The sequence below is a fragment of the Hymenobacter sp. R533113 genome (genome assembly GCF_056835965.1).
This window is the reverse complement of record NZ_JAKWBD010000013.1, coordinates 1,769,202-1,796,148: the sequence shown is the minus strand read 5'-3', so window position 1 is coordinate 1,796,148 and position 26,947 is coordinate 1,769,202. Positions and strand designations below refer to the sequence as shown.

Sequence of the window (26,947 nt, the reverse complement as noted above, 5' to 3'; positions counted from 1 at the left end):
ATGTCCTTTAGCTTCTGTCTTATGCAGGTTCTCAAATTTGGAGGCACGTCGGTGGCTACGGCGGCCAACCTTCAGCGCGTCGCGCAACTCGTCGAAAAGGCGGCCCAGCAAACGCCCACCGTGGTGGTGGTATCGGCACTCGGAGGTACCACCGACGCGCTAATAGAAGCGGGCCGCCTGGCCGCCGCTGGCTCCGACGAATACCGGGCGCGGCTGCAACTATTGGAGGGGCGGCATCTGGAAGCCGTGCGGGGGCTGCTGCCCATCTCCGTCCAAAGCGCGGTTCTGAGCTTAGTAAAAACGCATTGCAATGAGCTAGACGGCATCTGCGACGGCATCTTTGCCTTGCGCGAGCTATCCGACCGCACGCTGGACCGGCTGATGAGCTTTGGCGAACTATTGTCGTCGCGGCTGTTGTCGGCCTGTCTCAAAGCGCAGGGCATTGCCCACCTCTGGCAAGACAGTCGGCAGCTCATCCGCACCGATTCGCGCCACGGCTTCGCAACGGTAGATAGCGAGACTACTAACGAGCAGATTCAGGCATTTGTGGCGACGCAGCCAAGCCCGATTTATGTAGTGCCGGGCTTTATCGGCAGCGATGCGAAGGGCGTTACGACCACGCTGGGGCGCGGCGGCTCCGACTATACAGCCGCCATTTTCGCGGCAGCACTAGCGGCGGAGCGATTAGAAATCTGGACGGACGTGAGCGGCATGATGACCGCCGATCCGCGCCTGGTGACGCTCGCTCGGCCTATCCCGCGCATCTCCTACCAAGAGGCCATGGAACTGTCACACTTCGGGGCCAAGGTATTGTATCCGCCTACTGTTCAGCCAGTAAGGACCCAGGGCATTCCGCTCTGGATCAAGAACACATTTGCCCCCCAGGACGCCGGCACGCTGGTAGAAGTGAATCCGCCGGCCAATAAAGACGTGATTCGGGGCTTATCAAGCATTGCTCAATTAGCTCTGCTCAACCTGGAAGGCAGCGGTATGGTAGGCATTCCGGGTTTCTCGCGGCGGCTGTTCGGGGCGTTGGCCCAGCAGCGCATCAACGTGATTCTTATTACCCAAAGCTCGTCGGAGCATTCTATCTGCGTGGCGGTTCGCACGGCCGATGCGGAGCTAGCCCAAAAGGCTGTTGATGAAGAGTTCACCTCGGAAATAGCGGCGGGCAAAGTAGAGCCATTGCGCTGCGAAAACGACTTGGCTATTGTAGCCCTGGTAGGCGACAATATGCGCAATCATCCCGGTATCAGCGGGCGCATGTTTGGCGCCTTGGGCCAGAATGGCGTGAATATCCGCGCCATTGCTCAAGGCTCGTCAGAGCGCAACATCTCGGCCGTGATTCGGGCTACCGATGTGCGCAAGGCCATTAACGTGCTGCACGAGGCATTTTTTGAGGCTACCGCTAAACAGGTCAACCTGTTTGTGGCGGGTGTGGGCAACGTGGGGGGCAAATTATTGGAACAGCTGGCTCGTCAACAGGAATGGCTGCGCGCAAAGCTTCGACTGAACCTGCGCCTGGTGGGGCTGGCTAATAGTCAGCGCTTTGTGTTGACGGAAGACGGAGGAATTGAGCTTAGCAATTGGCAGGAGGCACTGGAGCGTGGGCAGCCGCTTAATTTATCGGAGCTGGTTCGGCAGCTGCACGAGCTTAATCTGCGCAACACGGTCTTCGTAGATGTCACGGCCAGCGCCGATGTAGCCCAAATTTATGCTGCCTTGCTGGAAAAAAGCGTGGCAGTGGTGGCCTGCAATAAGGTGGCCTGCTCCTCAGAATATGTGAACTATGCCCACCTGAAAGCGCTGGCGCGGGAGTTCAACGCGGAGTTTTTGTTTGAAACTAATGTGGGTGCTAGTCTACCCATTATTGGCTCGCTCAACGACCTGCTGCGCAGCGGCGACGAGGTGCGCAGCATCGAAGCGGTGCTATCGGGCACACTCAACTTCGTTTTTAACCACTACAATGGCACGGTTCCCTTCGCCGACGTAGTTCGCCAAGCGCAAGCCGAAGGCTACACCGAGCCCGACCCGCGCCTCGACCTGAGCGGCACTGATGTAGCCCGCAAAATCCTTATTCTGGCCAGAGAAGCTGGTCAGGAAATGGAGCTGACTGATATTCACAATGAATCATTTCTGCCGGCTTCCTGCCTGGAAGGCGATGTAGAAGCGTTTTATCAGCAACTGGCCGTACACGAAGCACACTTCCGCAGTCTTTATGATGCGGCCGCGGCCCAAGGCCAGCGGCTGAAGTTTGTGGCGCGCTACGCCGATGGGCAGGCCAGCGTTGGACTGCAAGGCGTAGCGCCGGGCCACGATTTCTATGTATTGCAGGGCAAAGACAACGCTGTGCTCTTCTTCACCAATCGGTATTCTGAGCAGCCGCTGGTAGTAAAAGGTGCCGGCGCCGGCGCTGATGTCACAGCCTCAGGCGTTTTCGCTGATATCATCCGGGCCGCGCGGGCTTAATCCCAAGCTGTAGTTTGGGCGTCGTGGCAATGTAGCGCGAACTTTCAGTTCGTGTTTCGTTGAACGATGATAACTGGGGGGCATTTTTATTAACGATGACCCAACAAAACACGAACTGAAAGTTCGCGCTACATCACCATGACGCCCAAACCACAGCTTGGGATTACTCTCTTTCTTTATGCCTACTTCCGATTTTCTGACATTGTATTCGCCGGCTACTGTCGCCAATATGGTGTGCGGGTTCGATGTTCTGGGTTTTGCCCTGGAAGCACCTTACGATACCATGCACATGCGCCTCACCGATGAGCCGGGCGTACAAATTGTGCATGAGGACGACTTCAATCTGCCAACCGAACCAGCGCGCAATGTGGCGGGGGCGGCCTTATTAGCTTTGCTGAAAGCGGCCCCGGCGGGCACGGGCTTCGAGGTGCGCATCAACAAAGCCATTTTGCCGGGCAGCGGGATTGGGAGTAGCGCGGCCAGCGCGGCAGGAGCCGTAGTAGGTGCCAACAAGCTGCTGGGGGGCATTTTTTCGCAGCAGGAATTGGTTCGGTTTGCCATGTTTGGGGAAGAGGTAGCCTCGGGTGCGCAGCACGCTGATAATATTGCGCCAGCCATTTATGGGGGCGTCACGCTTATTCGCGCCACTGAGCCGCTGGATGTGGTGCTGCTGTCGGCGCCCCCGCTGCACGTGACGGTAGTGCATCCGCAGATAGAGGTACGCACCGCCGATGCCCGCCAGATTCTGAAGCAGGAGGTACCGCTGAAATCCGCTATCCGGCAGTGGGCCAATGTGGCTGGGCTAGTAGCCGGGCTCTTAAAGCCAGATTACCAGCTGATTGGTCGCTCGCTGGAAGACGTCATTGTGGAGCCGGTTCGCAGTATTCTGATTCCGGGGTTCGCGGCCGTGAAGTCGTGTAGTCTGGAAGCCGGGGCGCTGGGTGGGGGAATCTCAGGCTCGGGGCCGTCCATTTTTATGTTGAGCGAAACCGAATCTACGGCTCACGCGGTGGCCAGTGCCATGCGGACGGTATATGAGAAGATGAGCGTTGACTTTCATATCCACGTCAGCACCATTAACCCCGTTGGAGTGCGATTTAAGCAGTAGGACAAGTAGCCCGAAGCGGTGCTTGGGCCACAAGATGAGGCAGCCGTAAACCTGACGCAACGACCGAAGCGCCGCTTCGGGCTACATTCTATCTACAATATCATGCGTTACTATAGTCTCAATAAGCAAGCCCCGTCCGTCGATTTTCAGGCCGCTACCCTTGCCGGCCAGGCCCCGGATGGCGGACTATACTTTCCGGAGCAGATTCCAAAGTTTTCCTCAGATCTGCTCAATAACCTCAACACAATGCCGCGGGCGGAGGTAGCCTTTGAGGTCATCCGGCCCTACGTAGGCGACACTATCCCGGCAGATATATTGCGCGGCATCTGCGCCGAAACGGTGGATTTCGAGTTTCCCCTGGTGCCCGTAACGGAGCGAATAGCGGCGCTGGAGCTGTTTCACGGGCCAACGCTGGCCTTTAAGGATGTGGGCGCGCGATTCATGAGTCGCTGCCTGGGCTACTTTTCGCGGCAGCAGCGGGAACCCGTAACGGTGCTGGTGGCTACCTCCGGCGACACCGGCGGGGCCGTGGCCGACGGATTTTTGGGCGTAGAAGGCGTGGAAGTAGTTATTCTGTACCCATCGGGCAAAGTAAGCCCGCTGCAGGAACTACAGCTGACCACATTGGGCCAGAACATTACGGCCCTGGAAGTGCGCGGCAACTTCGACGACTGCCAGCGACTCGTAAAGCAAGCTTTTCTCGATCCGCTGGTTGCCCAGCACCGGCAGCTTACCTCCGCCAATTCTATCAATGTGGCCCGTTGGCTGCCCCAGCAGTTTTATTATTGCTACGCCCTGCAACAATGGACGCAAAAAAGCCCCCCAGTAGTGGCGGTGCCCAGCGGCAACTTCGGCAATGTCTGCGCGGGGTTATTGGCGCACGCCTCGGGGCTGCCCATCGGGCACTTTGTGGCGGCCTGCAATGCCAACTCAGCCGTGGCCGACTATCTGCGCACTGGCACTTTCACGGCGCGTACCGCCGTTGTCACGCTTTCTAATGCCATGGATGTCGGCAACCCCAGCAACTTCGGCCGGATTCTGGAGCTTTTTGAGCAGCGTCACGCCGCCATCAGCCAAGTAGTAAGTGGCGCCATCGTTTCTGACGAGCAGACCACGGCCACTATTCAGCGCGTGTATCAGGAAACGGGCTATCTGCTGGACCCGCACGGCGCGGTGGCGTTCTTTGCACTGGAAGACCACTTGCGGGAGCATCCCACAGAAAAAGGGGCGTTTCTGGAAACCGCGCACCCAGTAAAGTTTCCGGAAGTGGTAGAGCCGATAATCGGACAGGCGGTGCTGGTGCCAGAAGCCGTACGGGGCTTATTAAGCAGGACCAAGCACAGTATACTGCTGGAGCCTGAGTATGCTGCTTTGCAGGAGTTTCTGCTTCGGTAAAAGCGCCGGCGAAACATGGAGGCGGGGTGGCGGGTAGTTAGTGCGCTGGTTATCCTTTCTTTGCTGTGTCGATTTACTTTTTCCTCATGCGTTACGCTTATCGCCCGCTCGCCGGAGCTTTTCTGCTGCTTTTCGGACTGCTCAGTGCCTGTAGCTCCGACCAGATTGAGCACATCAAAGACGGCAACAAAATCGCCATCACGTTGGAAAACATGACGGTGAAGCGCATTATGCCCGCCGACCTGCTGCGCGCCACCCGCTGGGCCGGCGACTCGCTCACCGCCCACGCCGACCGCGAATTACGCCGCGTGCTGGCCGAAAAGCTGGCCGAGGGTGGGGTGGCGGTGGCCCTCCCCTACTGCCGCCCCGAAACGTTTGGCTCCGTCGATTCGCTGGCCAAGGTGTTGGAAGCCACGCCGCGCCGCCTGAGCCAGCGGGCCCGCAACCCACAGAATCAGGCCAAATTGCCCCCCAGCCAGCTTCAGTCCGATACCACCCGCCTCGTGAGTCGGCTAAATACGGAGCAGTTTAACTACCAGCGCCCTATTATTCTTGATAACAAACAGTGCTTGCGCTGTCATGGGCAGGTAGGCAAGGATATTAGCGCCGCCGATTACGCGCTAATCAAGCAGCGGTACCCGACTGATAAGTCCACGGGGTTTCGGCTGGGTGAGCCCATGGGCGTGTGGCGAGTACAGTTGCAGCGGGCCGGCGTAGCGGAGTTTTATACCATGAAGACGCGCAAAATCATGAAGCCCCGCCCCAAGTTGTTTTAGGTAAATTTCGGGGAGTGGGTGTGGTACTACGACTGAAGGAGTCGTAGTACCACTATTGTTGAACGACCTCACGTGTTACCGTTCAACAATAGTGGTACCACCAACCGCTGCGCGGAATTGGTAGTACCACGCCGCCCTGTTTTTGAGGGCGGCGGGACATTTACAGGCAAATTCCAGCATTACTTTTCAACAACTTATGTCTACTTCTGCGCCCACTATCATCGTCGGAGCTGGCTTGGCCGGCTTGGCTTGCGCCAATTACCTGCACCGCGCCGGTCGGCCGGTACTGGTATTGGATGCCGCTGATGCCGTGGGTGGCCGGATTCGTACTGACATCACGCCCGAGGGCTTCCGGCTGGATCGGGGTTTTCAGGTACTGCTCACGCGCTATCCGGAAGTAGAGCGCCTGCTTGATTATAGTGCCGCCGACTTAAAGGCCTTCCGCTCCGGGGCCGTGATTCGCCTGGCCGATGGCCGAGAAACAACCCTGCAAAACCCTTTGCAGCAGCCACTAGCCGCTTTTTCAGCTCTGACTTCGCCCATTGGCTCCCTTACCGATAAGCTGCGAATTGTGCAGTTGGCGCTCGATGTGCGCGCCCAAACGAGCCAGCAGCTACTGGAGCGACCCGCCACCGATACGCTCAGCTTTCTGCGGCGCTATGGCTGGAGTGAACAGATAATTAACAGCTTTTTCCGACCCTTTTTCGGTGGCGTTTTCCTCGACCGTTCTCTGAGCACGGCCAGCAATTTCTTCGAGTTCGTATTTCAACAATTTGTCATTGGCGAAGCCGTGGTACCGGCCCGCGGCATTCAGCAAATACCCGAGCAGCTGGCGGCTCGCCTGCTTGCGGGTAGTGTGCGGCTGAACACGCTTGTGGAAGCCGTGGGGGGCAATTTTGTGCGGCTCATGAGTGGCGAAACTCTCGCAGCCAGCGCCGTAGTAGTTGCCACCGACGGCGAGGCTGCTGCCCGCATTTTGCCCCCCAGCCCGCACGCTGCTCCAGCGTTAGCCTGGCGGCGCACTACCTGCACTTACTTCGCCGCCGACCGCTCCCCCGGCCGCGGCGATGGTTTGCTGCGGCTGAATGCCTCTCCCAACTCCTTGGCCCACAACGTCAGCTTTCCGAGCGATATAGCACCCGAATATGCCCCCCAGGGTCGCACACTGGTATCGGTGAGCACCCACGGCGAGCACGGCCTTGACGAGCAGACCCTCACTGAGCGCTTACGCCAGGAACTGACGGCTTGGTTTGGCTCTGAAGCGGCCCAGTGGCAGCATTTGCGCACCTATCATATTCCGTATGCGCTACCGGTGTATGCGGCGGGGCAGGCGCCGCGGCAGGAATTGCGGGTGGCTGAGGGCTTGTATCGTTGTGGCGACTACGCGGCCTACCCTTCGCAGAATGCGGCCCTGGCCACAGGGCGCGAAGTGGCAGAGCTGCTACTGGCGGGTTGACTTTTGAAGTGGTGTTTCATCTACTACAGCTATCAATTATTGCCTGTTGTCGCGTTTCGGGTTGCAAGTCCGATTTTGAAACGGGCCTACTCAAGGCCTGACAGTTATTACCCTAGCTGCATAGCTTCCGAATAAGCCGAAGCCATCTTGAATATTATTCGGTACGGGCACTGGGCCGGCCAGCGTAGCATTAACATCCGCGTAAGTCTGCCTGCGCAGGGTCCGGACGTACTCATAATAGGTTTTTGAGATGTGTGCCACGCGCACGTAAGCCGTTTTATCATGGCTGATGTCTAGGTTCAGCCGAACCTGAAGTGATTGGCCATTAAAGAGCCGGTCACTAAAAAAATAACGGTCCTCCATCGAAAAGTCTTCCTCCGCGGGAGAAAGGAAGCTCACGCTTATCGAGCGGTTATAGGGTTTTAGATTAGTAAATATGCTCGAATCAGGCGTGTATGCTTGCACGTAGTAAAAGTTCTCCTGCGCCGGATTATCGATTAGCACAAAGGATGCGTCCACGGATGCATCTATACTATTTGAAGTAGAAGCTATGGGAATTGCTTTTACGTCCGTTATGCTAGGCAACGCTGGCAGCGTGGTGCTAGCACTGGCGCCGGGAAAGCCGGGAGCCGTTACTTTTATCTCGTACTGCCGGAGTGCCTGCGGAAATTTGGCACTTCGGTAGCGGCCTTTGCCGGCATGGGTCAGGTCGTCCCAGTATTGTCCATCCTGGTACACTTGCACCGTAGCCTCCGTTATCAGGGTGTAAGGTTGAGTAACTAAAGCCCCCGGTTGGCACTAACTTCTACCATGAATACGCTATCGGGATTCACCACGCTGTTTACCACCAGCCGCGGCTCCGGGGTCGGTAATTCAAGCTCAACTATGGTCTCGCAGGCTGCGAGCAACCCGCCGAGAAGAGGCAGCCAATAGCGTATGTTGTTATAGGTTCTCATGGCGTCTTTTAAAAGGTAAAGCCGTAGCTGAACGAGGGCAGAATGGGGAATAGCGAAAACTGGGATACTCCACTGTAATTGCCACTCTTGCTCAAGTACACGTAATAAGGGTTTTTGTGATTATAAGCGTTGTACACAGATACGTTCCAAGTGCGCTCACCCCACTTCTTTTTCTTGCTGTGGGTCAGGCTTACATCCAGGCGGTGGTAGGCATTCATGCGGTAGTTGTTGCGCTCACCGAAACGATACACCGTCTCCACGAAAGGTGAACTGCCCCCCGGCCGGTAAACAGGCTCGTTATAGGCTTTGTAGTCTTCCAGGGGTAGCGTGGTAGCAAAGCCCGTACGGTATACCCAGCTAGCGCCCACGCTTAACTTATTGGTAAACTTGTGGTTGGCCACCAGCGAGAAGCTATGCCGACTGTCGTAGGTGTAAGGATATTTGCGGTCGAAGTTGATGCCCGGCAGCTGCCGCCACGACCAGGCCAGCGTGTAGCCCAGCCACCCCGTAGTTTTGCCCTGGTGCTTGCGCAGCAGCCATTCCGAGCCGTAGCTCCAGCCCTTGCCGCTCACCAGGCGCGTCTCATAGGGCGCTGAGAGAAGCGAGGCAAAGTTGGTTGCCGGACCATTACTAAGAAATTCGGTCAGAAAATCGCCCCCGTTGCTAAACTCCGTCACCCCGCGCATCTGCTTATAATACAGGTCGGACGTTAGCACCCACTGCGGCCCCAGCTGTTTGCTCGCGCCCAGCGTAGTCTGCCAGGAGCGCTGGGGCTTCACTTTATCAGTTGAGGGCACCCATACATCCGTGGGAGTACCAATGGATACATTACTGAGCAAGTGCAGGTACTGGGCCATCGTCACGTACGAGGCCCGAACGCTAAAGCCGCTCCCCGCCGTGTAGCCCACCGCTAGGCGTGGCTGCAACGAAGTATAAAAGGCGCCATTCACCCCAAAGCCCGAGGCGTGCAAACCAATACTGGCCTCTATCCGCTTCGTAAGCTGGATACGGTCTTCCGCGTAGGCATATACCTCGTGCGCCCGGATGCGGGAGAAGGAATTGGAAGTAAACGACAGACTGTCTGTTTTCAGCTTAAAAGCTTCGGGGTCGAACGTGTGAAAGGTGTAGTTGCTCCCAAACCGTATGCTGTGGCGCTCATTCGCGTAGAAGTCAAACTCGACTTTTGCCCCCCAGTCGGTGATATTGGAATAATAATCAGAAAACAGCCTCGTGCGGCGGTCACCTTGTTGCAGCTCACTGCTGGTTTGTTGACTAAAGCGGTAGCGACTGTAGATCAGCGTAGCGTTACTGAACAATCGCGGGCTGAACGTATGATTCCAACGCAGAGCCCCCGTAGCATTACCCCAGCGCATCCTGAACTTCCGGTTGTCGATTTGATCGAGCGCACTGCTTTTACTAACAAATCCATCCTGGCCGCCATACAAACTCAGGTAGAGCTTGTCCGTGGATGAAAATGTGTGATTTATCTTGGCGTTAAGATCATAGAAATGATAGTTAGTGCGGTCTTTATTTCCGCTAAGCAATGCGGCCGTTGTCGTTAGCAAGTCGAGATACGTGCGCCGTGCCGCTACCAGAAAGGACGTTTTCTTATTTTTGATGGGTCCTTCCAACAGCAGCTTGGATGAAATCAGACCAATGGCCCCTTCCCCGCCAAACTGCTGATTGTTACCTTCTTTCAGCCGCACATCAACCATCGAGGATAGCCGTCCGCCGTACTGGGCCGGGAAGCTGCCTTTGATCAGATCCACGCTTTTGACGGCATCGGGGTTGAAAACAGAGAAAGTCCCCAGCAGATGCGACACATTGTAAACCGGCACTCCGTCCAGCAATACCAGGTTCTGCTCCGGGCCACCGCCGCGCACACTCAAGTCGGAGGAGCCTTCGCGCCCGGCCTGCACGCCGGGCAGGAGCTGCAAGGCTTTGACGGCATCCGCTTCCCCCATCAGGCGGGGCAATTGCTTTAGCTCTGTACCGCGCAAGGATAGCCGGTTGGCTTGCTCCAGGTTGGTGACCTGTTCGCCCTGTATTTGCACTTCGGCCAGCTCCCGCGCCAGAGGCTGGAGCGATAAGGCAACCACCGTATCACGCTGATTATTAGGCAGCAGCACTTCCAACGGAGCATAGCCCAGATACCGCACCTGCAGCCGCACCGGACCAGTAGGCAAGCGCAGCGAATAGAACCCGTACGTGTTTGCGTTGACGCCGTTCGCCAAATCTCCGGCCAGCAGTACGCTAGCGCCAATTAGGGCTTCGCCAGAGGTTTTATCGGTCACATGTCCGCTAATGATTATTGTCTTCCTGCTCTTGTCTGGGTCGGGTTGGGGGGCAAATTGCAGCACTATCTGGGGGCCAATGAGCCGGTAACGGATGCCGGAGCCCTGAAATAGCTGGTCCAGCACTTGGCGCAAGGGCTGCTGTTCGGCCTGCAGGCTCACCTTTCGTTGCAGGGGCAGCCGATCGGGCGCGTAGGAAAAGCGGAGCTGGTAGGTAGCCGTCAAGTCGCTCAGCACTTGCTGGATTGAGCTATCAGTAGCCCTCACTGATACCTGTAGATCCAACGGTGAAGTTTGGCCAAAAGCCGAGAATATCACGGCTATCCAGCCAATGAAACCACACAGAAGATGTCTTCTCATAAAGGGATAAAAACCTGTTATAACTTGACTAGCGCTTTCTACAGCCGGGGCCCTGGAGCTGATAAACCTGCGCGGCCGGCTTGGTATAGCGCAATTGCAGGGTTGCTTCCAATACTTGCAGCACCTCTTCTAGTGGCGCACGATTGAAGGTGCCCGTGAAGCGGCAGTCTGCCAATGCCTCATCCGAGAGCCGGAGCGTTATGCCATAATAGTGTTCCAGCGCCGGCAAAACCTCACTCAGCGGCTGCCCCGCGAACTGTAGCCGCCCCGATTGCCAGGCCCAGGCATTTTCATCAGCCACGCGTACTTTAGTAAGCCGATTAGTCTGCTTCTCCAGCACTACCCCGTAACCCGGAGTAACAATAGCTGCGGCGCCCTGCTCACCGGTGAATGCTACTTTGCCCGTAGCCACTGTCAGCTCCACCATCGTGGCAGCCGGGTAAGCCCGCAGATTGAAAGAAGTACCCAGCACCTTTGTTGTGGCTGGCCCTGTTTCGACAATAAACGGCTGCCGAGGATTGCGGCGCACTTGAAAAAAAGCTTCTCCTTCTAGCTTCACCAAGCGCTCCAACTCATCAAACTCGGCTGCATAAGTGAGGGTACTGCCTTCATTGAGCCATACCCGGCTACTATCCGGCAACATAACTTCCAATCGTTTCTCCCCTGATTTTACTACCTGCATGGTGGGGCCAGAGAAGAAGGAGGCATACGCGAACCAGCCAATGCCCAGCAGCAGCAGCACCGAAGCCGCAATCCGCATCGCATACGAGTACAGCGGTATCACCTTCGCAACCGGTAGGGGCTCAGTAGCAGGTTGTACTTGGAGCTTAGCACTTACCTGCTGCCAGGCGGCATCAGTGTTTACCACCCCGACGATGGGTGGCGCAGTTTTCTCCCAAAGCTTTTTTGCTGCTGGTAGTATGCCTCGTTGGCCGGCTGTGCGGCGCGCCACTGTTGCAGTTCGCGCTGCTCGGCCGCAGTAGCTTTATTCGCGAACTCACGGGCTGCCAGATCCCAGTAGTAGGTGTCCAAATGAGTAGATGGTAAAGGGTTGATGAAACCACCACCTCTTCTCTACTGCGCAGAGGAAGACATTCTAGGTGGTTTCTGCTTCAATGACCAGTGAAAGTCACCGCACCGCTACTCGCTCTACAAAAAACTTATTACCTCCTTCTAAAAAGCCCCCCACCATAGTTTATACCCTTGTTTGTTCAGCTAATCAGGAACAAGAGCAGCCAACTCAATAACGCCTGCCGAAGAATGGTCAGTGCTTTCTTGATGTGATTATCCACGGTGTTGGGCGAGATACCTAAGAAATCGGCAATCTCCTGGTGACTCATCTCCTCGTAGCGACTCAGTAAAAATACCTTCCGGCACATGGGCGGCAGCCTAGCAAGAGCCTGCTCCAGCTGGAGCTGCAGTTCCTCCAATTGCAGGGCTTGGTCGGCGGAGCTGGTTGTGAGGGTTTGTTGGGCGCCATACTGTATTGCCAGCACGCTACGGCGCTGCTGCACACTGACGGCGTTGAGCGCTTTATTGATAACAACTTTGTAAAGCCACGCCTCCGGGTTCTCGATGGTCGGCCGCTGTTCGCTGTGCCAGTAACTAACGAATACCTCCTGCACAATATCCTCGGCCACAGCTAAGTCGCGCGTGATTCGCTGAACGCGCTGACAAAGAAGCGGATAATTGCGCCTAAATAACTCTTCGAAACGCGTAAGTTCTTCCGGATTGTCAGCCACTGTGGCGAGTAAAGAGCATAGTGAGGTTTATAAGCACGAGCTCTTCATGTTGTTGGCTTATATACTCCTGTTATAGGGACACGATGTCAGGTGATGCGAAGCTTATCGGCCGCAAGGTAGGTGTTACGAAGAAACCTGATCTTTTTAATCACACAAAAGCCCGGCTCCATGCGGAACCGGGCTTTTTAAATGGCAATCCAGAAAGCGAGGTTACTTAGTCTTCTCGCTCTTCTCTTTGATTTTCATCTTCTTGCCGTCGTCGGTCTTCATCTTCCGCTTGGCCTTCTTGTCGGTGGCGGCAGGAGCGGCTTCTGGGGCAGCGGCAGGAGCTACCACGTTGTAGGAAGCCGATATATCAGACTTTACCACCTTGCCATCAAGGTCAAGCTCCGTGATTTCGTAGCCTAGCTTCTGTAGCTCGGGCAGCTGTTTCCGGTCGCCGGTTACGACCATCACCATACTTTCGAGGGGCAGGTATTTCTCCGCGCTGGCCTTCACGTCCTCTTTGGTAAGATTTTTCAGAATCGCCTGCTGCTCCTTCAAATAGTTGGGGCTCAGGTCATACTCTAACAGACGGCCCAGGAAAGCGGCTTTCTGCTGACCAGTTTCGTAGCGTAGCGCGTCGTTCTGACCAACCGATGACTTCAGGAAGGCGAGTTCCTCGTCGGTAATCCCCTTTTTGCGATAGTCGTCGATTTCCTTCACAAATTCCTTCACCGAGGCCGCCGTGGCATCAGCTCGTACGCCGGCTGCGGCCGTAAATGGCCCTTTGTAGCGCGAGCCCGAGTAGCCCGAGCGGGCGCCATAGGTGTAGCCTTTATCCTCACGCAGATTCAGGTTGATGCGCGAGTTAAAAGCGCCCCCCAGAATGTAGTTGGCCAGATACGCCTTGTAGTAGTCACCCGTTGCGTCGTAGGGCAGGGCCAGGTAGCCAATACGAATTTCCGATTGCGCGGCATCGTCCTTATTCACGAAGTAGAGCTTCGTTTTTTCTGGCTTGGCTGCTGGCGTGCTGGCGGGAATAACTACGTCCTTACGGCCCCAGTTTTGCAAAAAGCCCAGCTTCGACACCAACGCTTTCTGCTCCACGTCGCCCACGGCTACCAGATACGACACGTTAGGCGCGTAGTTTTTGGCATAAAACTGCTTTACGTCGTCGAGCGTGAGGTTAGTTACCGAGTTCTGAGTGCCGCTGGTGGGCACGCTCATAATATCGCCAGGGCCGTAGAGCAGGCGGCTGTAGGTTTTATTGGCGATGGTTACCGGCTGGGTGTTCTGGTTAGCAATACCTTCCACGGTTTGCTTCTTAATACGGGCAAAATCGGCCGCATCGAAGCGGGGGCGCATCAGGCGCTCTTCTACCAAGGCCATCGTCTGGTCCAGGTTCTTGGTCAGCGACTCCACGTACACAGTGGTGTTGTCCTCACCGGCTATCACCTGTACGGTGCTACCGAGGCGGTCGAGGGCGGCACTGAACTCTTCACCGGTGTATTTCTGCGAGCCTTCATTGAGCATGGCCGCCGTCAGGGACGCGATACCAGCCTTGTCTGGGTCGGCCTGCTCCAGGCGGTGGCCACCCCGAATAGTGAGCAGCATGGTCACCGAAGGAATCTCAGTGTTGCGGGTACCCATCACGCGCAGGCCATTCTGGAACTGGTCCTGCCATACTGCCGGCACCTGCACCACGGGGTTAGCACCGCTCTTCGGCTGCTTGTTCCGGTCGAAGGTATCGGTAGCTTTGGCGTAGGTCAGGCCTTTGTAGATATCAGCCGGAGCCTGGTAGCCTTCTTTCGAAATGGTGTAGTTATCCGCCTTGGCGAGAAGGTTGGGGGCCGTTTTGGGCACTACACTGAGTATTACCGCTTTTTTGCCTTTGATGTACTGGTTGTACACCCGCACCACGTCAGCCTTGGTAAGCGCCCGCAGGCGCTTCAGCTCCTCGGTCAACCGGTTAGGGTTGCCGGTATACGTTTGATAGGCCGCCAGCTGCGATACTTTACCGCTCACGCTCGCCAGGCTGTTGACTACCTGTGCCTCCGTGCTCGACTTAAAGCGCTGCACTTGCTCGTCGCTGACGCCGGTCTTCTCAAACTCAGCTAGGGTCTGGCGCACGAGTACCTCCATGCTGTCGAGGCCTTTGCCGGGAAAGCTGAGAGCGGTAATATTGAACTCGCCGGCCAGCTCCGAGGAGCGATTAGAAGCCGAAGCCTGCACCGATTTCTGGTTCTTCACCAGGTTCTTATAAATCAAAGAGTTTTTGCCCTGACCCATAATTTCGGCTAACGCATCAAGCGCAACCTCATCGGGGTGATACTGCGGCACGCTTGGGAATACCATTTGCAGCATCGGGAAGCGCACGTTGTCTTGGTAGCTCACGTAGCGGTCGGCGGTCAGCTTCGGCGCTGGCAGCTTTACGTTTTCCACGGCGGGGCCGCGGCCGATAGAGCCGAAGTACTTTTCCACTAGCTTCACCACGTCGGCAGGCTTCACGTCGCCGCCCACGGTAATCGTGGCGTTGTTGGGGCCGTACCAGCGCAGGAAAAAGTTCTTAAGGTCGTTTACGTCCGAGCGGTCCAGGTCTTCCAGGTAGCCAATGGTCATCCAGGAATAGGGGTGGCCGTAAGGGTACAGGTTTTTAGATACGTTCTCGCCGGCCAGGCCGTAAGGGCGGTTGTCGTAGTTCTGGCCGCGCTCATTTTTCACGGTTGAGCGCTGTACTTCGAACTTTGGCTGCGTTACCGCATCCAGCAAAAAGCCCATGCGGTCAGCTTCCAGCCACAGGGCTGTTTCGAGCTGATTGCTGGGTACGGTTTCGTAGTAGTTGGTGCGGTCGCGGTTGGTGGAGCCATTGAGCGTGCCGCCTGAAGCCGTCACGGTTTTAAAGTGCTGCTCGTCGGCGACGTTATCCGAACCCTGGAACATCATATGCTCGAAGAAGTGAGCGAAGCCCGACTTCCCAATCTCTTCCCGCCCCGAACCGACGTGATAAGTCACGTCTACGTGTACCAGCGGGTCGCTGTGATCTTCGTGCACGAGCAGCGTTAAGCCGTTCGTCAACAGGTACTTCTCATAAGGAATAACCAGCTCGGAGCCTTTGCGGGTCACTTTTTCTACTAGCTTGGTGCCGCCGGTAGCAGCCGCTGGCTTCATTGTTTTCTTAGGCGCCGGGGTTTGTTGGGCCACTACTGGATTCAGCGCCAGTGTGAGGCCCAGGCCCAGCAGCCAAAATGATTTTGGGGTCATAAAAAGTACTTTCTACTGCGTGTGAGAAAAGGGATGGGTGAGCAAAGACACAGTGCCGTACCGTTAGGACGCACGTACTCTGATCCAAGATTACCTGTTTTTTACCATATTCCCCAGAGGTCAGCTCATTGGGGGGCATTTTGCCCATAACTTTCTGTATTTCAGCCTCTATATTGACTGATTCAGAAAATGCCTAGTTAGCTAAAGCGGGTGTGGAAAAGTTCTTAGCTGCGGGGCATAACTTTTTTAGCCGCTTCATGCTATTAACAGCCAATAAGCGCGGATACGCCGGTATCTTCGCAAGCTGTTTTGCACTATGCTTTCCCTCGACCTCAACTTTCTGCGTCTCTCTTACCGGCCCGATTTACAGGTGCTTTTTCTGCGCTGGGTGCGCCCGGTATCGACGGAGGAGCATCGGCAGGGCTACGCGGCGGCGCTGCACTTAGCGCGCACGGCCGGCTCGGGCCGCTGGCAGATCGACCTGCGCAGCCGCGGGCTGGCCTCGGCGGAGGATTTTGCCTGGGTTTTAACTGATTTTCGAACTCAAATGGGGGCTGCTTTGCCTCATACTCCGCGCCGCATCGCTTACTTAGTCGTGCCTTATCACAGCGAGCTGATCCGGGAGCGCCTTGCCTCGCTGGAGCCCACGTATCCGATAAGCGTACAGCAGGGCGCTGCCATTCGGGTTTTCACCGAAGAGCAGCCAGCGCAGCAGTGGCTGCACGCACACGTAGCCTGATTTGTGACGCCCATATTTTGCCCCCCAGCGCGGGTTTCTGGCTAAATCAGAGGCTTAGCCCTCAGCCCAGCGGTAGCGCCGCTCCTTCCACTGAATATAGCTTGGCCACAGCGTATAGGTCAGCACGGCCACCGACATTGCCGTCAAGTATAGCTCATATAGCAGCAGTACGGCTAATGACTCGCGGTGCCCAACCTGACGCAAAGTGATGTGTAGAAATAAGGTCTGCAGAATAAGTTTGGCGGTAAATACGCTGATAATGAGTCCGGGAGTAACTAACCCCGGCCAGTACAGCACCATATAAAACATGCCGTACAACCCGAATATAACGGATAGCTGCCAGGGTAAGCGCGTGGCGCCTCTCATCCAGCGCTTGCGCTGGCGCAGCAGGTGCAGCACCGTCGGTTGGGGCACGGACACGCCCAGCGTGCGTGGGTCCATGAGGTTGCGGTAGCCCCACCCCTGCGCCACGATTTGGGCAAACAGCTGTAAGTCCTCCGTGATGCTGAATGCCAGTGCCTCGTAGCCCCCAATCGATTCGTAGGCTTCGCGGGTGACGAGCATGTTATTGCCCACAGCGGTTACGGGTTGACCCATTTCGGTGAGCAAGCGAATTATGTTCAGGCCAAACAGCCAATCGAGACCCTGCAAGCGGCCAAATAAGCTGCCGTTGGCGGTGGTAGCGCCCGTCACGACGCCCACGCCGGCGGGAGCCGCGGCCAGCATGGTCAGGACCCAATCGGGGGCCAACGCCATATCGGCATCCGTAATAAGAAAAATATCAGCGGTGGCCGCCCGGCTCAGGTGAGCCAATACATTGCTTTTGCCCTTCGCCGTACCCAGGCGCTGTCGAATGGGAAGCAACCTGAACTGTGGCTTATCGGCAATAAAGCGTTGCACAACGGCCAGCGTGCTATCCGTCGAAGCGTCGTCGCCAATCAGGATTTCGAGCTGCTTGGGCGGGTAATTGAGTTGGGTAAGCGAAGTAAGGCAGCGCTCAATGATAGCTTCTTCGTTGCGGGCGGCAATCAGAATACTCACTTTCGGCCGTGCCGCGCCAAGTGGTGGAATGGGCTGTACGCGGAGCACGCGGAGTAAAATGAGCACACACAACCCGAAAAACAACCCAAAGAAAATCCAAGCAATTACCATAAGCTACCTTTTTTGATCTGTAGGCCGCACTCAACTGCTTAGGGCAGGAACGCGGCTAAATCCTCTAGAGGAATACGGCCGATTTTGGGGTTAGCGTTGCTGGGTAAATGCTGATTTTAAAGCGGTTATTCACGTACTAATACGGAGCTTCTATGGCGGGTTTCATTGCTGTCCTCAACTTTAGAAACACAAAAAAGCCCCCCAGCGGCCTGATATGGTCGCTGGGGGCTTTTTTAAAAGTATTATTATAGCCGTGGGTCGGTTTGAACGGGTGCGTCGTAGGCAGGAGTATCGAGAGTAACTGGCTCTGTGGTGGGAATGCGAATGTCATCGGCGTCATCCACGCGCAGGGTGAGCAGGCCGGAAATAATCATGGAAATGCCCCCCAGCACGAGGGTGTACACGGATTCGCCTTCAAATACAGTCTTGGTAAAAAAGCCCAGAATCAAGCCGGCTACTACCTGCGGAATCACAATGAAAAAGTTGAATACACCCATATAGTAGCCCATTTTGTTGGCGGGCAGTGCGCCGGCCAGCATAGCGTAAGGCACCGATAGAATACTAGCCCAGGCAATACCCACGCCCACCATAGAGAGCAACAGCAGGTTAGGATTCTGGATAAAATAAATCGAAATCAGCCCCAAGCCGCCCGCCACCAGACAGAGCATATGCGTGAAGCGGCGACTGGTAAGGCGGGCAATGCTGGGCAGCAGCAGCGCCGCAATAGCCGATACGCCATTATACACGGCAAAGCAGATGCCCACCCAATCGGCGCCTTCGTTGTATATTTTGGAGGTGGCGTCGGTGGTGCCGTAGATGTGGCTGGTAACGGCAGGCGTGGTATAAATCCACATGGAAAACAAAGCCAGCCACGAGAAGAACTGCACCAGCGCCAGCTGACGCATGGTTTTGGGCATGGCAAAAATACCGGCAAAGGACTCCCGCACGCCATTAAAAAAGCCCGCGTTGCGTAATTTTTCCTCCTCAAACTCCGCCATGTTTTCGGGTGGGTATTCGCGCGTACGCAGCACCGTCCAGAGCACGGCCAGAAAAAACGCCACCCCGCCCATATAAAAGGCGTACTTCACCGACTGCGGAATCTGGCCGGCGGGGGCGGTATTCGGGACGTCAAACCAGTTGGTAAACATCCACGGCAACGATGAGGCGACTACCGCGCCCACCCCAATAAAGAACGTTTGGGCCGCAAAACCCATCGTACGCTGCTCAGAAGGCAGCAAGTCGCCAACCAGCGCACGGAAAGGCTCCATGCTGATATTAATACTAGAATCCATAATCCAGAGCATACCAGCGGCCATCCACAGTGCTGTTACGTTGGGCATGGTCAGCAAAGCCAGCGAGGCTAAAATGGCCCCCACGAGGAAAAATGGCCGACGACGACCCCAACGCGGGCTCCAGGTGCGGTCGGAGAGGTAGCCAATGACCGGCTGCACCAGCATGCCCGTCACGGGCGCGGCCAGCCACAGAAAGGCAATGTTGTCGGCGTCGGCCCCCATTGTCTCGAAGATGCGGCTTACGTTAGCATTCTGGAGGGCAAAGCCAAACTGAATACCTAGAAAGCCGAAGCTCATATTCCAGATTTGCCAGAAGCTCAGGCGGGGTTTTTCGCGGGTACTGCTGGTCGGGGCGACGACGCTGGTGGCCATAAAGGGGAAGTTTTGGTGGGGTTGGGAGTAAGGGCGAAAAAGGTACAAAAAATCAGGGTAAAACGCAGCCGGCCGCGCCTGAGAGACAGACGCGGCCGGGGAGCGGACTTTCCTCGGACCCAAAAATAGTCGCGTGAACCACGACGATTTTTACTGGGATAAAGTAGGCTATTTCTTACGCTGAGCGGTTCTGCTGCCGAGTAGTGCAAGTAGGTGAGTTAGGTCATTGCCATCAAAACCTATTTATCCGAGCTATTGAGCTTCTCCAGAATCAAATCCAGCTTGCCATGTATTGCATTTTGCTGAGTTTTCGCTTTCTCCTGTTCAATCCGAACTCCTGTTAGCTCCGTTTTAATTGTCACCACATCGACTCTAATAGTCAGCTGGTCGGCTTTTATCTCTGCTTGGGCGGCTTGCACGTCCGCCACCTGCGTTTTCACTTCTACCTGCTCTTGCAGCATGAAAACGATATTATCGCTTTGCTGGATCACAGCAGTATTAAGTTGAGTAAGCAAACTCGTGTGCTGGTTCAGCAAGCTCGTGTGCTGGTTCAGTAAGCCCGTGTGCTGGTTCAGTAAGCCCGTGTGCTGGTTCAGCAAGCTCGTGTGCTGGTTTAGGATAACCGTGTGTTGCTTGAGTTGGGCCGTGTGGCGGTCCAGAACCGCTAAAGCTTCGGAGAGTAGCGGTTCGAGTTGGTCGAGGCGTTCATCGGGGGTCATGGGGGGCAAAATTCGTGTGCTGGAGGCGAATATCGGGATTATTTAACCGGGAAGTTTCACAGAATTAACGGTTTCGTTACTGCTTCGGCTTAATCTCAAACACGTAGGCGCTGAGCGGGGCCAAAGTCAGGTATAGACTGTTGGTGGGGGGCGCTTCGTTGAGCAGGTCGGTGTAGGTAAACTGCTGTTGCGTATTCAGGCCCATAGCGGCCATCGCCTCTTTAGGTATAACGATGGTAGACTGCATTGTTTTGTCGCGGCTGAAGTTGGCCACAATCAGCAGTTTCTGCTTGTCGGTGTAGCGTAGATAGCTGTATATGCGCTTCTGATCATACTCTTTGTTCAGGTTGTTGGCGTCCTGCAACTCATAAAACTTGCCGCGGCGAATGGCGTCGGAGCTGGAAGTGAGGTTGAGCAGGCGGGAGTAGAAACTGCGGAGCTGGCGCTGCTCGGCGCTGAGTCGGCCGCCGTCGAACTTGCCGCCGTTCATCCACTTTTGGTGTTCGGGCACGCCCCAATAATCGAAGATAGTGGTGCGGCCGTCGCCGGTATTAAAGCCTGCTACGCCTTTGGCGGGCTCCCCTACCTCCTGGCCCGAGTAAATCATGACCGGGCCAGAGGCGAGGGTGGCCGATACCGTCATGGCCGGAATAGCGGTGCGTGGATCAGTGGCAAATTCGGAGGAAGCAATGCGCTGCTCGTCGTGGTTTTCCAGAAAGCGCAGCATGTGCGAGCTAAAGCCCCGGCTTTCTTCCTTCCAGACTTTGGTGATGTCGTCCGTGTTGCCTTCGCCGCGCATGAGGCGGCGCAACCCATCATAGAGGCCAACTTTATCGTAGAGAAAGTCAAAGTTGCCCTGCTCGAGGTAGCGCTTGTATACTTTGGGGTCGTAGGCTTCAGCAATAAAAACCAGGCTGGGCTTCACCTTTTTCACCTCCGGAATTACCCAGGCCCAGAACTCCACGGGCACCATTTCGGCCACGTCGCAGCGGAAACCATCCACATCTTTTTTGGCCCAGAAAATCAGAATATCGCGCATCTTTATCCAGGTATCGGGCACGGGTTCGAAATACGTTTTGCGCTCCTGCTGGTAGTCCACGCCATAGTTGAGCTTGATAGTCTCGAACCAGTCGTCGATTTTGGGCTCGGCCGTAAACACATCGTTACCGGTGGCTTTGGCCGGCGTCTCCGCAAACTTCTTGTCTTCTTTTGGTCCCAGCGCTGCCCCTAAGGGATTGTTAGCCTTGGGCACTACTAATGTTTTGCCGGGCAGGTAATAGAAATTGTTCTGGGGGGCAAATGCCTTGGTTTTATCGTCTTTCTCACCCAGATCTACCACGCCCGCCGGTTTGGCATCCGACTTATAAGTGCGCGCTACGTGGTTGGGAATGAAGTCGATAATGAGCTTGAGCTTGTTGTCGTGGGTGCGCTTTACGAGGGCCTCAAACTCCTGCATCCGCTTGGTCACGTCCACGGCCAGGTCGGGGTCCACGTCGTAGTAGTCCTTGATGGCGTAGGGCGAGCCGGCGCGGCCCTTTATCACGTCGGCATCGTCGAGCGGGATGCCAAACTTGGTGAAGTCGGACATGGTAGCGTGCTCGATAACGCCTGTGTACCACACATGGGAAACGCCCATTTCGCGTATGGCCTGGAGGGCAGGCACGGTAATGTCATTGAACTTGCCGGTGCCGTTTTCAGCGCTGGTGCCATAGGGCTTGTTCACGGCCTTCTTATTGCCGAACAGACGGGGCAGCAACTGATAGATAACGAGCTTGTTATCCTGCGGAGTTTCGTCGGTGGTATTGGGGTCCGGTAGCGTAGTAGAGTCGGTCACGGAGGCAGGAAATGTCGAGGAAGAAAGCTTGAACGCCGTCAAAGCCAACGCGCAAGCGGCGATAGGAAGGAGTTTGTGCATAAGGTGAGATAGTGAAGTAGTGAGTTTGACGTTCTGGCGGCGTGGACTGGAAGGACTGTAGTAGCAAGAACGACAAAATCACCATCTCACCACTTACCATTTCACCGCTTCACCACTCCTGAGTAAGTGGATGGAGCATAAGCTCATCGACGACTACGTGGGGTGGGGCTTCCAGGATGTAGCGCACGGCCTGAGCAACATCAAGCGGCCGGAGGTGGGTTTTTTCAGTTTCGGGGCCGCCGGGGTGGGAGTCATTGAAGTAGGTATCGACCAGGCCCGGATAGATGGTGCTGACTTTTACGCCGTGCGGGCGCATTTCTTTGCGCAGGGCGCCGAGCACGGCATCCTGCGCATACTTGCTGGCTCCGTAGGCCGCTCCCGTGGCAAAAGTGCGCTTACTCACGTCGGAGGCAATACCGATAATATGGCCGTAGCCCTGCTGCTTAAAGTGAGGCGCGGCGGCCTTGCACAGCAGAAAGGTCCCCTTCACGTTTACGTTGAACATACGGTCCCACTCGGCGGCTTCCACGTTTTCGAGCAGGTTGAAGCTGCCTACGCCGGCGTTGCAGATAATCATATCGAGGCGGCCAAAGTGGCGTAGGGCCACTTCAACGACGTTCTGGGCGTCGTCCTCGTCGGATATGTCGGCGGGGACGGCCAGGCCGTTTATTTTATGGGCCACATCGAGCAGGTCGTCGGTGGAGCGGGCCACGCACACCACTTTTGCCCCCTGCATGGCCAGCAGCAAGGCAATAGCCCGGCCGATGCCCCGGCTGGCCCCGGTGACGATGGCAACTTTATCGGTGAGGTCGGTCATGTTGTTCTGACGTTTTTAGCCCGCAGAGGGCGCTGAAGTTTACGCAGATGACGCTGATTGTTCTTGTAAGCCGTTGACTTTACGGAAGATCCCACTCTTAATATACGGCACATTGAAGTTTATCAACAGACCAAGCTTGTGTCCAGATAGCTTCAGGTAGGTTAGTAGTTGCATATGATGGACTTCCAGCAGGACTTCCACTGATTTCAACTCGACTACAACTTTATGCTCTACTACCAAGTCCATTCGAAACCCATTCTCCAACTGCAAACCATCATACACAACTGGTAGCGCAACCTGACTCTGCACATCAAGCCCAAGCTTCCGAAGCTCATGGCACAGCAGCGTTTCATACACTGATTCCAGCAGCCCCGGCCCCAGGGTTGTATGAATGGTATAAGCGGCTTTCCTTATCAAATAAGAAACGTCATTCTCGTGCCTCTGCGTCATCTGCGTAAACTTCAGCGCCCTCTGCGGGCTAAAAAACAGAAGAACTTATTTCCTAAGCTCCAGCACCCAAGCCGTTTGCCCCGGAACGCGCAGGGTCTTCAAATCTGGAACAGTCGCGCCCGAAACCACATTCACCGCCGAAGAAAACCCGTTCAACCGCTCCGCAAAACGCCCCCCAGCCACGGCTTTTTCCTGCTTGGTGGCATTCATCATTACCATCACCGTTTCGCCCTTGTCGTTGTAGCGGAAGTAGGTGTACACGCCGTCTTCCGGGATGTAGTGCATAAGCTTGCCACTGTGCAAAGTCGGGTGAGCCTTGCGGTAGTTAGCCAGCTTGCTTACCAGCGTAAACACCTCCTGCTCAGGCGCTGTGCGGCCCGCAGCAGTAAACTTATTCACTTTATCCCCCGGAAAGCCCCCCGGAAAGTCGGAGCGCACGAGACCGTCGGGATTGGAGAAGTTCTTCATCAAAATCTCGGTGCCATAGTAGAGCTGCGGGATGCCGCGGCAGGTGAGCAGCCAGGTCAGAGCCATTTTCTGCTTGCTCACATCTTCGCCCAGCACCGAGAAAATCCGGCTCAGGTCGTGGTTGTCGAGGAAGAGAACATTACGGTCAGGATTCTCATAGAGCCAGTCGCTTTGGAGCGTGTAGTAGATCTTCGAAATGCCCTCCGACCAACCGGGTTCCTTGTTGAGCGCCTCCTGAATGGCATAATACAGCATGAAGTCGGTGATGCCGTTCAGGTTGCTTTTAAAGCCATTGATGGGCGGGAAAGCGTTGCGCGCCCAGTAGGCTTGTTGCGCTACACCTTCGGCGGCTTGCACCCAGGTTTCGCCAAACATGCCCAGCTGCGGGTACTCGTCCTGAATGGCTTTGCCCCATTTCATCAGAAAGCCCGGCTCCGAGTATGGATACGTGTCGATGCGGTAGCCATCGAGGCCGGTGTATTCTACCCACCACAGAAAATTCTGGATGAGGTACGTAGCTACCAGCGGGTTTTCCTGGGCCGGGTCGGGCATGGTGGTATCAAACCACGTGGTATTGAACAGCTTGCGGTCCTCGGCCGAGGCGTAAGGGTCATTAACCGTACCGTCGCGGTAGTTGCCGCGCGTGAAGGTGGGCCACTGATGAAACCAGTCTTTGGCCGGCTGATCGAGGTACAGGTAGTTCTTGCTGCCCATGTGATTGAGCACCACGTCGTGAATTACCTTCAGGCCGTTGCGGTGGGCATTGCGCACGAAGTTCACATAGTCTTCATTGGTGCCGTAGCGGGGGTCGATGGCGTAGTAGTCGGTGAGGGCGTAGCCGTGGTAGCTGGCCCTAGGCATGTCGTTTTCGACCACGGGCGTAGGCCAGATAGCCGTGACACCCAGCTCTTTGAGGTAGTCGAAGTGGTTTTCGATGCCCAGCAAGTCACCGCCGTGGCGGGCATACATGGAGTCGCGCGCCACGCGGTTGACGAGGGTAGCTTTTACCACGTCGTTTTTGGGGTCGCCGTTGGCAAAGCGGTCGGGCATGAGCAGGTACACGAAGTCGGCGCTCGTAACGCCCTGAATACGGCCGGGCTCCGTGCTGCGGGCGCGCAGGTCGTACTCGTATTTAATCTTTCTTTCGCCGTCAAACTCCAGCGGCAGCTTGCCGGGCTTGGTGTTGGGACTTATGGTCAGATTAACGAGCAGATAGTTCGGATTCTCCAGCTTTTGTATGCCGTCCAGGCTCACGCCGGCGTATTTCAAGCTGACTTTGCTGGCGCTAATTTTTGGACCATACACCAGCAATTGCAGCTTCGGATTCTTCATGCCCACCCACCAAAACGTGGGATCTATGCGGGTGATGGGGCCGGCTTTTTTCTTCGATGCAGTGGTAGACGCGACCTCGGGCGCAGCCAGTGCGGGAACCGTATTAGCCGCCAGCAAACCGGACGCGAGCAGGAGCAAGACGCGAAAAGATTTCATGGGAAAGAAGAATAGGAAGTGAGTAGGTGAGCAAGGTAAGCACATTCGAAAAAGTACCCTTATGGTGGTCCCACTCCCTGCACTTCCCGCCTCAAGCGAACTAGGAGCATAGGGCTGGGACCACCATCAAAAAAAGCCCCCAACCTAAGTTGGGGGGCTTTTTTTAAGTAATCTGAAACGATGGGCTACTGTAGCTTAGCCAGCCACAGCGACGCATTCATGTGCAGGCGCGGGTGGCTTACATTTTCACCCCAGCCGTCGTACACGGTGTTGCCGGGCGAGCCGGTGCCGTCGTCGGCCGGCGAGGAGTCGCCGATAATTACCACCCGGCCGGTGCCGAAGGTGCAGGAGGCAGCCATAGCTAAGTTATTGCCCTGGGTGGAGCTGGTGCGCCAGATCAGGCCCTGCACGGTGGAGTTGGTCGTCGGGTTCAGCGTCATGCTGGCTCCGTTATGGAAGGACAACTGGCTAACAGCACCTTGCGAGCCGTTCAGGATGGGGTTGGTGCTGGATACGCGCACGTTGCGGCTGTCTTCGGAGAAGTTGTCCAAGTTTACTTTAAAGCCAAAAGGATTGGCCTGCACCGAATTATTGGCCATCAGATCATTCCAGATGTCGGGCGAGTCGTAGCCGTCGTTGTTGCGGTCGGAGATATCGTGGTCGGAAATCATGAACAGGCCGCCGCCGTTTTGCACGAAACGCACGATGGCCGTTTTCTCGGCTGCCGTGAACAGAATGTTGGGCTCATCGACCACAAAAACGCTGTAGTTGGCTAAGTCCTGCGGATTGGAAGTGTTGCCGTAGGTGAGGGCCGCGCCGGCAGGAAGCTGCTCTACCTGGTGGCCTAGCTTGGCCAAAGCCACGCCCCAGGCCGAAATAGCGCCCGTCCAGTAGGTTTCGGCGGTGGTGCTGGTGATGCCGCTTTGGGCGGGCGACGGATAGCGCACGGCCACCCCGTTTTCTACGTCCAGCACCCAGTCGGCATTGCCGGCCAGCTCGCCGTGCGAGCCGTCAAACAAGAACTTTTTGCCCCCCGTGGCGGGTGGCGGCGTGGTGGTGGTGCTGTACTGCTGAATGTCAATAGTATCGAAGTTGACGCGGTTTGTACCGCCCGACATTTTGCGGACCTGAAAACGGAGGTTACCGCTTTGATTTACCGTAAAGCTCACCGTCTGCAACGTCGTGCTGCTCGTGGTAATGGTGTTGCCGACTTTGGCGTACGTGCTGCCGCCATCGGCCGATTTCCATAGTTCCCAGGTGCTGGCGCCATCGGTGCCGTACACAGCGTGGCTTACACTTACGGTACTGGCCCCAGTGGTTACATTAAAGTTCATGCCCACGATGCCCAGGTTGCGTACCCGCGCCGACTGCGCGCCGCTTTTACGGTCGGCGGTGGTGTTGCCGATGAGCGCGTCGCTCAGCGTCCAGGAGCCCGAGCCGAGCGTGACTGAGCCGGTGGTGTAGGCGGTTTTGGTGCCTGTCTCGAAGGTTTCGGGGAAGCCGGCCGAGCTGACGTCCTGCGGCGTGCTGGTGGCCGTGACGGTAGAAGCCTGCGGACTGAGGTCTTCTACTTTGGCGCAGGCAACAGATAAAGCCAGCAGCGCGGCAGTGAGTACGCGGGATAGTTTCATAGACGGGATAAGAGTGGAAAGAAGTATTGTCGGGTAAAAGTATTGGTTTACCGGCGGGCACAGCAGTATGTCATAATTATGTTTTAGTTACTAAATCCTATTTAT

Annotated in this window: 20 protein-coding genes; 6 read left to right on the top strand and 14 right to left on the bottom strand. The window is 56.0% G+C overall.

Annotated features, from left to right (window positions below):
- Window positions 1-21 precede the first annotated feature (21 nt).
- The 5 genes from thrA (at window position 22) to MKZ35_RS17225 (ending at window position 7,204) form a co-directional block, all read left to right on the top strand.
- Window positions 22-2,469: a bifunctional aspartate kinase/homoserine dehydrogenase I gene (gene thrA / locus MKZ35_RS17245; protein WP_482514431.1), complete on the top strand. Its 2,448-nt coding sequence runs from the start codon at window positions 22-24 to the stop codon at window positions 2,467-2,469.
- Between the two features lie 178 nt (window positions 2,470-2,647).
- The gene (locus MKZ35_RS17240; protein ID WP_482514430.1) at window positions 2,648-3,577 is read left to right on the top strand and encodes a homoserine kinase; all 930 of its coding nucleotides are present in this window, start codon (window positions 2,648-2,650) and stop codon (window positions 3,575-3,577) included.
- Between the two features lie 102 nt (window positions 3,578-3,679).
- The gene (gene thrC, locus MKZ35_RS17235) at window positions 3,680-4,972 is read left to right on the top strand and encodes a threonine synthase (protein ID WP_482514429.1); all 1,293 of its coding nucleotides are present in this window, start codon (window positions 3,680-3,682) and stop codon (window positions 4,970-4,972) included.
- 86 nt (window positions 4,973-5,058) lie between these two features.
- Entirely contained in the window at window positions 5,059-5,748 is a 690-nt protein-coding gene (locus MKZ35_RS17230) for a c-type heme family protein (RefSeq protein WP_482514428.1), read from the top strand.
- 196 nt (window positions 5,749-5,944) lie between these two features.
- Window positions 5,945-7,204 carry a protoporphyrinogen/coproporphyrinogen oxidase gene (locus MKZ35_RS17225; RefSeq protein WP_482514427.1) on the top strand — a complete coding sequence of 420 codons (1,260 nt, stop codon included), beginning with the start codon at window positions 5,945-5,947 and terminating at the stop codon, window positions 7,202-7,204.
- 90 nt (window positions 7,205-7,294) lie between these two features.
- Here MKZ35_RS17225 and MKZ35_RS17220 read toward each other — a convergent pair whose 3' ends face one another.
- The 6 genes from MKZ35_RS17220 to MKZ35_RS17195 all read right to left on the bottom strand — a co-directional run bounded on the left by MKZ35_RS17220 (window position 7,295) and on the right by MKZ35_RS17195 (window position 15,799).
- On the bottom strand, window positions 7,295-7,963 hold the full coding sequence (locus tag MKZ35_RS17220) for a DUF4249 domain-containing protein (RefSeq protein WP_482514780.1): 669 nt from the start codon (window positions 7,961-7,963) through the stop codon (window positions 7,295-7,297).
- Between the two features lie 205 nt (window positions 7,964-8,168).
- Entirely contained in the window at window positions 8,169-10,814 is a 2,646-nt protein-coding gene (locus MKZ35_RS17215; protein ID WP_482514426.1) for a TonB-dependent receptor plug domain-containing protein, read from the bottom strand.
- A gap of 28 nt (window positions 10,815-10,842) precedes the next feature.
- Window positions 10,843-11,682: a FecR family protein gene (locus MKZ35_RS17210; protein WP_482514425.1), complete on the bottom strand. Its 840-nt coding sequence runs from the start codon at window positions 11,680-11,682 to the stop codon at window positions 10,843-10,845.
- On the bottom strand, window positions 11,676-11,846 hold the full coding sequence (locus MKZ35_RS17205; RefSeq protein WP_482514424.1) for a DUF4880 domain-containing protein: 171 nt from the start codon (window positions 11,844-11,846) through the stop codon (window positions 11,676-11,678). Before MKZ35_RS17205 ends, MKZ35_RS17210 begins: the two co-directional genes overlap by 7 nt.
- A gap of 179 nt (window positions 11,847-12,025) precedes the next feature.
- A complete protein-coding gene (locus MKZ35_RS17200; protein ID WP_482514423.1) occupies window positions 12,026-12,556 on the bottom strand; it encodes an RNA polymerase sigma-70 factor in 531 nt (176 codons plus the stop codon).
- Window positions 12,557-12,766: 210 nt separating this feature from the next.
- Window positions 12,767-15,799, bottom strand: a complete 3,033-nt coding sequence (locus MKZ35_RS17195) for a M16 family metallopeptidase (protein WP_482514422.1) — start codon at window positions 15,797-15,799, stop codon at window positions 12,767-12,769.
- A 316-nt stretch (window positions 15,800-16,115) separates the two neighbouring features.
- Here MKZ35_RS17195 and MKZ35_RS17190 point away from each other — a divergent pair, with 316 nt between their 5' ends.
- On the top strand, window positions 16,116-16,538 hold the full coding sequence (locus tag MKZ35_RS17190; protein ID WP_482514421.1) for a hypothetical protein: 423 nt from the start codon (window positions 16,116-16,118) through the stop codon (window positions 16,536-16,538).
- Window positions 16,539-16,592: 54 nt separating this feature from the next.
- Here the strand turns inward: MKZ35_RS17190 and MKZ35_RS17185 are convergent, their stop codons facing one another.
- From MKZ35_RS17185 to MKZ35_RS17150, 8 genes are all read right to left on the bottom strand, one after another.
- Entirely contained in the window at window positions 16,593-17,645 is a 1,053-nt protein-coding gene (locus MKZ35_RS17185; RefSeq protein ID WP_482514420.1) for a glycosyltransferase, read from the bottom strand.
- A gap of 290 nt (window positions 17,646-17,935) precedes the next feature.
- Window positions 17,936-19,354: an MFS transporter gene (locus tag MKZ35_RS17180; protein WP_482514419.1), complete on the bottom strand. Its 1,419-nt coding sequence runs from the start codon at window positions 19,352-19,354 to the stop codon at window positions 17,936-17,938.
- A gap of 239 nt (window positions 19,355-19,593) precedes the next feature.
- Complete coding sequence (locus MKZ35_RS17175) at window positions 19,594-20,073, bottom strand: hypothetical protein (RefSeq protein WP_482514418.1); 480 nt, start codon at window positions 20,071-20,073, stop codon at window positions 19,594-19,596.
- 76 nt (window positions 20,074-20,149) lie between these two features.
- Window positions 20,150-21,988 (bottom strand): alpha-amylase family glycosyl hydrolase, encoded by a 1,839-nt coding sequence (locus MKZ35_RS17170; RefSeq protein ID WP_482514417.1) that lies wholly within the window; start codon window positions 21,986-21,988, stop codon window positions 20,150-20,152.
- Between the two features lie 109 nt (window positions 21,989-22,097).
- Entirely contained in the window at window positions 22,098-22,805 is a 708-nt protein-coding gene (locus MKZ35_RS17165) for an SDR family oxidoreductase (protein ID WP_482514416.1), read from the bottom strand.
- A 39-nt stretch (window positions 22,806-22,844) separates the two neighbouring features.
- Window positions 22,845-23,255 carry a GxxExxY protein gene (locus MKZ35_RS17160; protein ID WP_482514415.1) on the bottom strand — a complete coding sequence of 137 codons (411 nt, stop codon included), beginning with the start codon at window positions 23,253-23,255 and terminating at the stop codon, window positions 22,845-22,847.
- A gap of 45 nt (window positions 23,256-23,300) precedes the next feature.
- Complete coding sequence (locus MKZ35_RS17155; RefSeq protein WP_482514414.1) at window positions 23,301-25,211, bottom strand: glycoside hydrolase family 13 protein; 1,911 nt, start codon at window positions 25,209-25,211, stop codon at window positions 23,301-23,303.
- 185 nt (window positions 25,212-25,396) lie between these two features.
- Window positions 25,397-26,842, bottom strand: a complete 1,446-nt coding sequence (locus tag MKZ35_RS17150; RefSeq protein WP_482514413.1) for a hydrolase — start codon at window positions 26,840-26,842, stop codon at window positions 25,397-25,399.
- Window positions 26,843-26,947 lie beyond the last annotated feature (105 nt).

Bases quoted from the DNA above. Each gene is read 5' to 3' on its own strand.
- thrA (WP_482514431.1), top strand. From the start codon at position 22: ATGCAGGTTCTCAAATTTGGAGGCACGTCGGTGGCTACGGCGGCCAAC.
- MKZ35_RS17240 (WP_482514430.1), top strand. From the start codon at position 2,648: ATGCCTACTTCCGATTTTCTGACATTGTATTCGCCGGCTACTGTCGCC.
- thrC (WP_482514429.1), top strand. From the start codon at position 3,680: ATGCGTTACTATAGTCTCAATAAGCAAGCCCCGTCCGTCGATTTTCAG.
- MKZ35_RS17230 (WP_482514428.1), top strand. From the start codon at position 5,059: ATGCGTTACGCTTATCGCCCGCTCGCCGGAGCTTTTCTGCTGCTTTTC.
- MKZ35_RS17225 (WP_482514427.1), top strand. From the start codon at position 5,945: ATGTCTACTTCTGCGCCCACTATCATCGTCGGAGCTGGCTTGGCCGGC.
- MKZ35_RS17215 (WP_482514426.1), bottom strand. From the start codon at position 10,814: ATGAGAAGACATCTTCTGTGTGGTTTCATTGGCTGGATAGCCGTGATA.
- MKZ35_RS17195 (WP_482514422.1), bottom strand. From the start codon at position 15,799: ATGACCCCAAAATCATTTTGGCTGCTGGGCCTGGGCCTCACACTGGCG.
- MKZ35_RS17190 (WP_482514421.1), top strand. From the start codon at position 16,116: ATGCTTTCCCTCGACCTCAACTTTCTGCGTCTCTCTTACCGGCCCGAT.
- MKZ35_RS17180 (WP_482514419.1), bottom strand. From the start codon at position 19,354: ATGGCCACCAGCGTCGTCGCCCCGACCAGCAGTACCCGCGAAAAACCC.
- MKZ35_RS17175 (WP_482514418.1), bottom strand. From the start codon at position 20,073: ATGACCCCCGATGAACGCCTCGACCAACTCGAACCGCTACTCTCCGAA.
- MKZ35_RS17170 (WP_482514417.1), bottom strand. From the start codon at position 21,988: ATGCACAAACTCCTTCCTATCGCCGCTTGCGCGTTGGCTTTGACGGCG.
- MKZ35_RS17165 (WP_482514416.1), bottom strand. From the start codon at position 22,805: ATGACCGACCTCACCGATAAAGTTGCCATCGTCACCGGGGCCAGCCGG.
- MKZ35_RS17160 (WP_482514415.1), bottom strand. From the start codon at position 23,255: ATGACGCAGAGGCACGAGAATGACGTTTCTTATTTGATAAGGAAAGCC.
- MKZ35_RS17155 (WP_482514414.1), bottom strand. From the start codon at position 25,211: ATGAAATCTTTTCGCGTCTTGCTCCTGCTCGCGTCCGGTTTGCTGGCG.
- MKZ35_RS17150 (WP_482514413.1), bottom strand. From the start codon at position 26,842: ATGAAACTATCCCGCGTACTCACTGCCGCGCTGCTGGCTTTATCTGTT.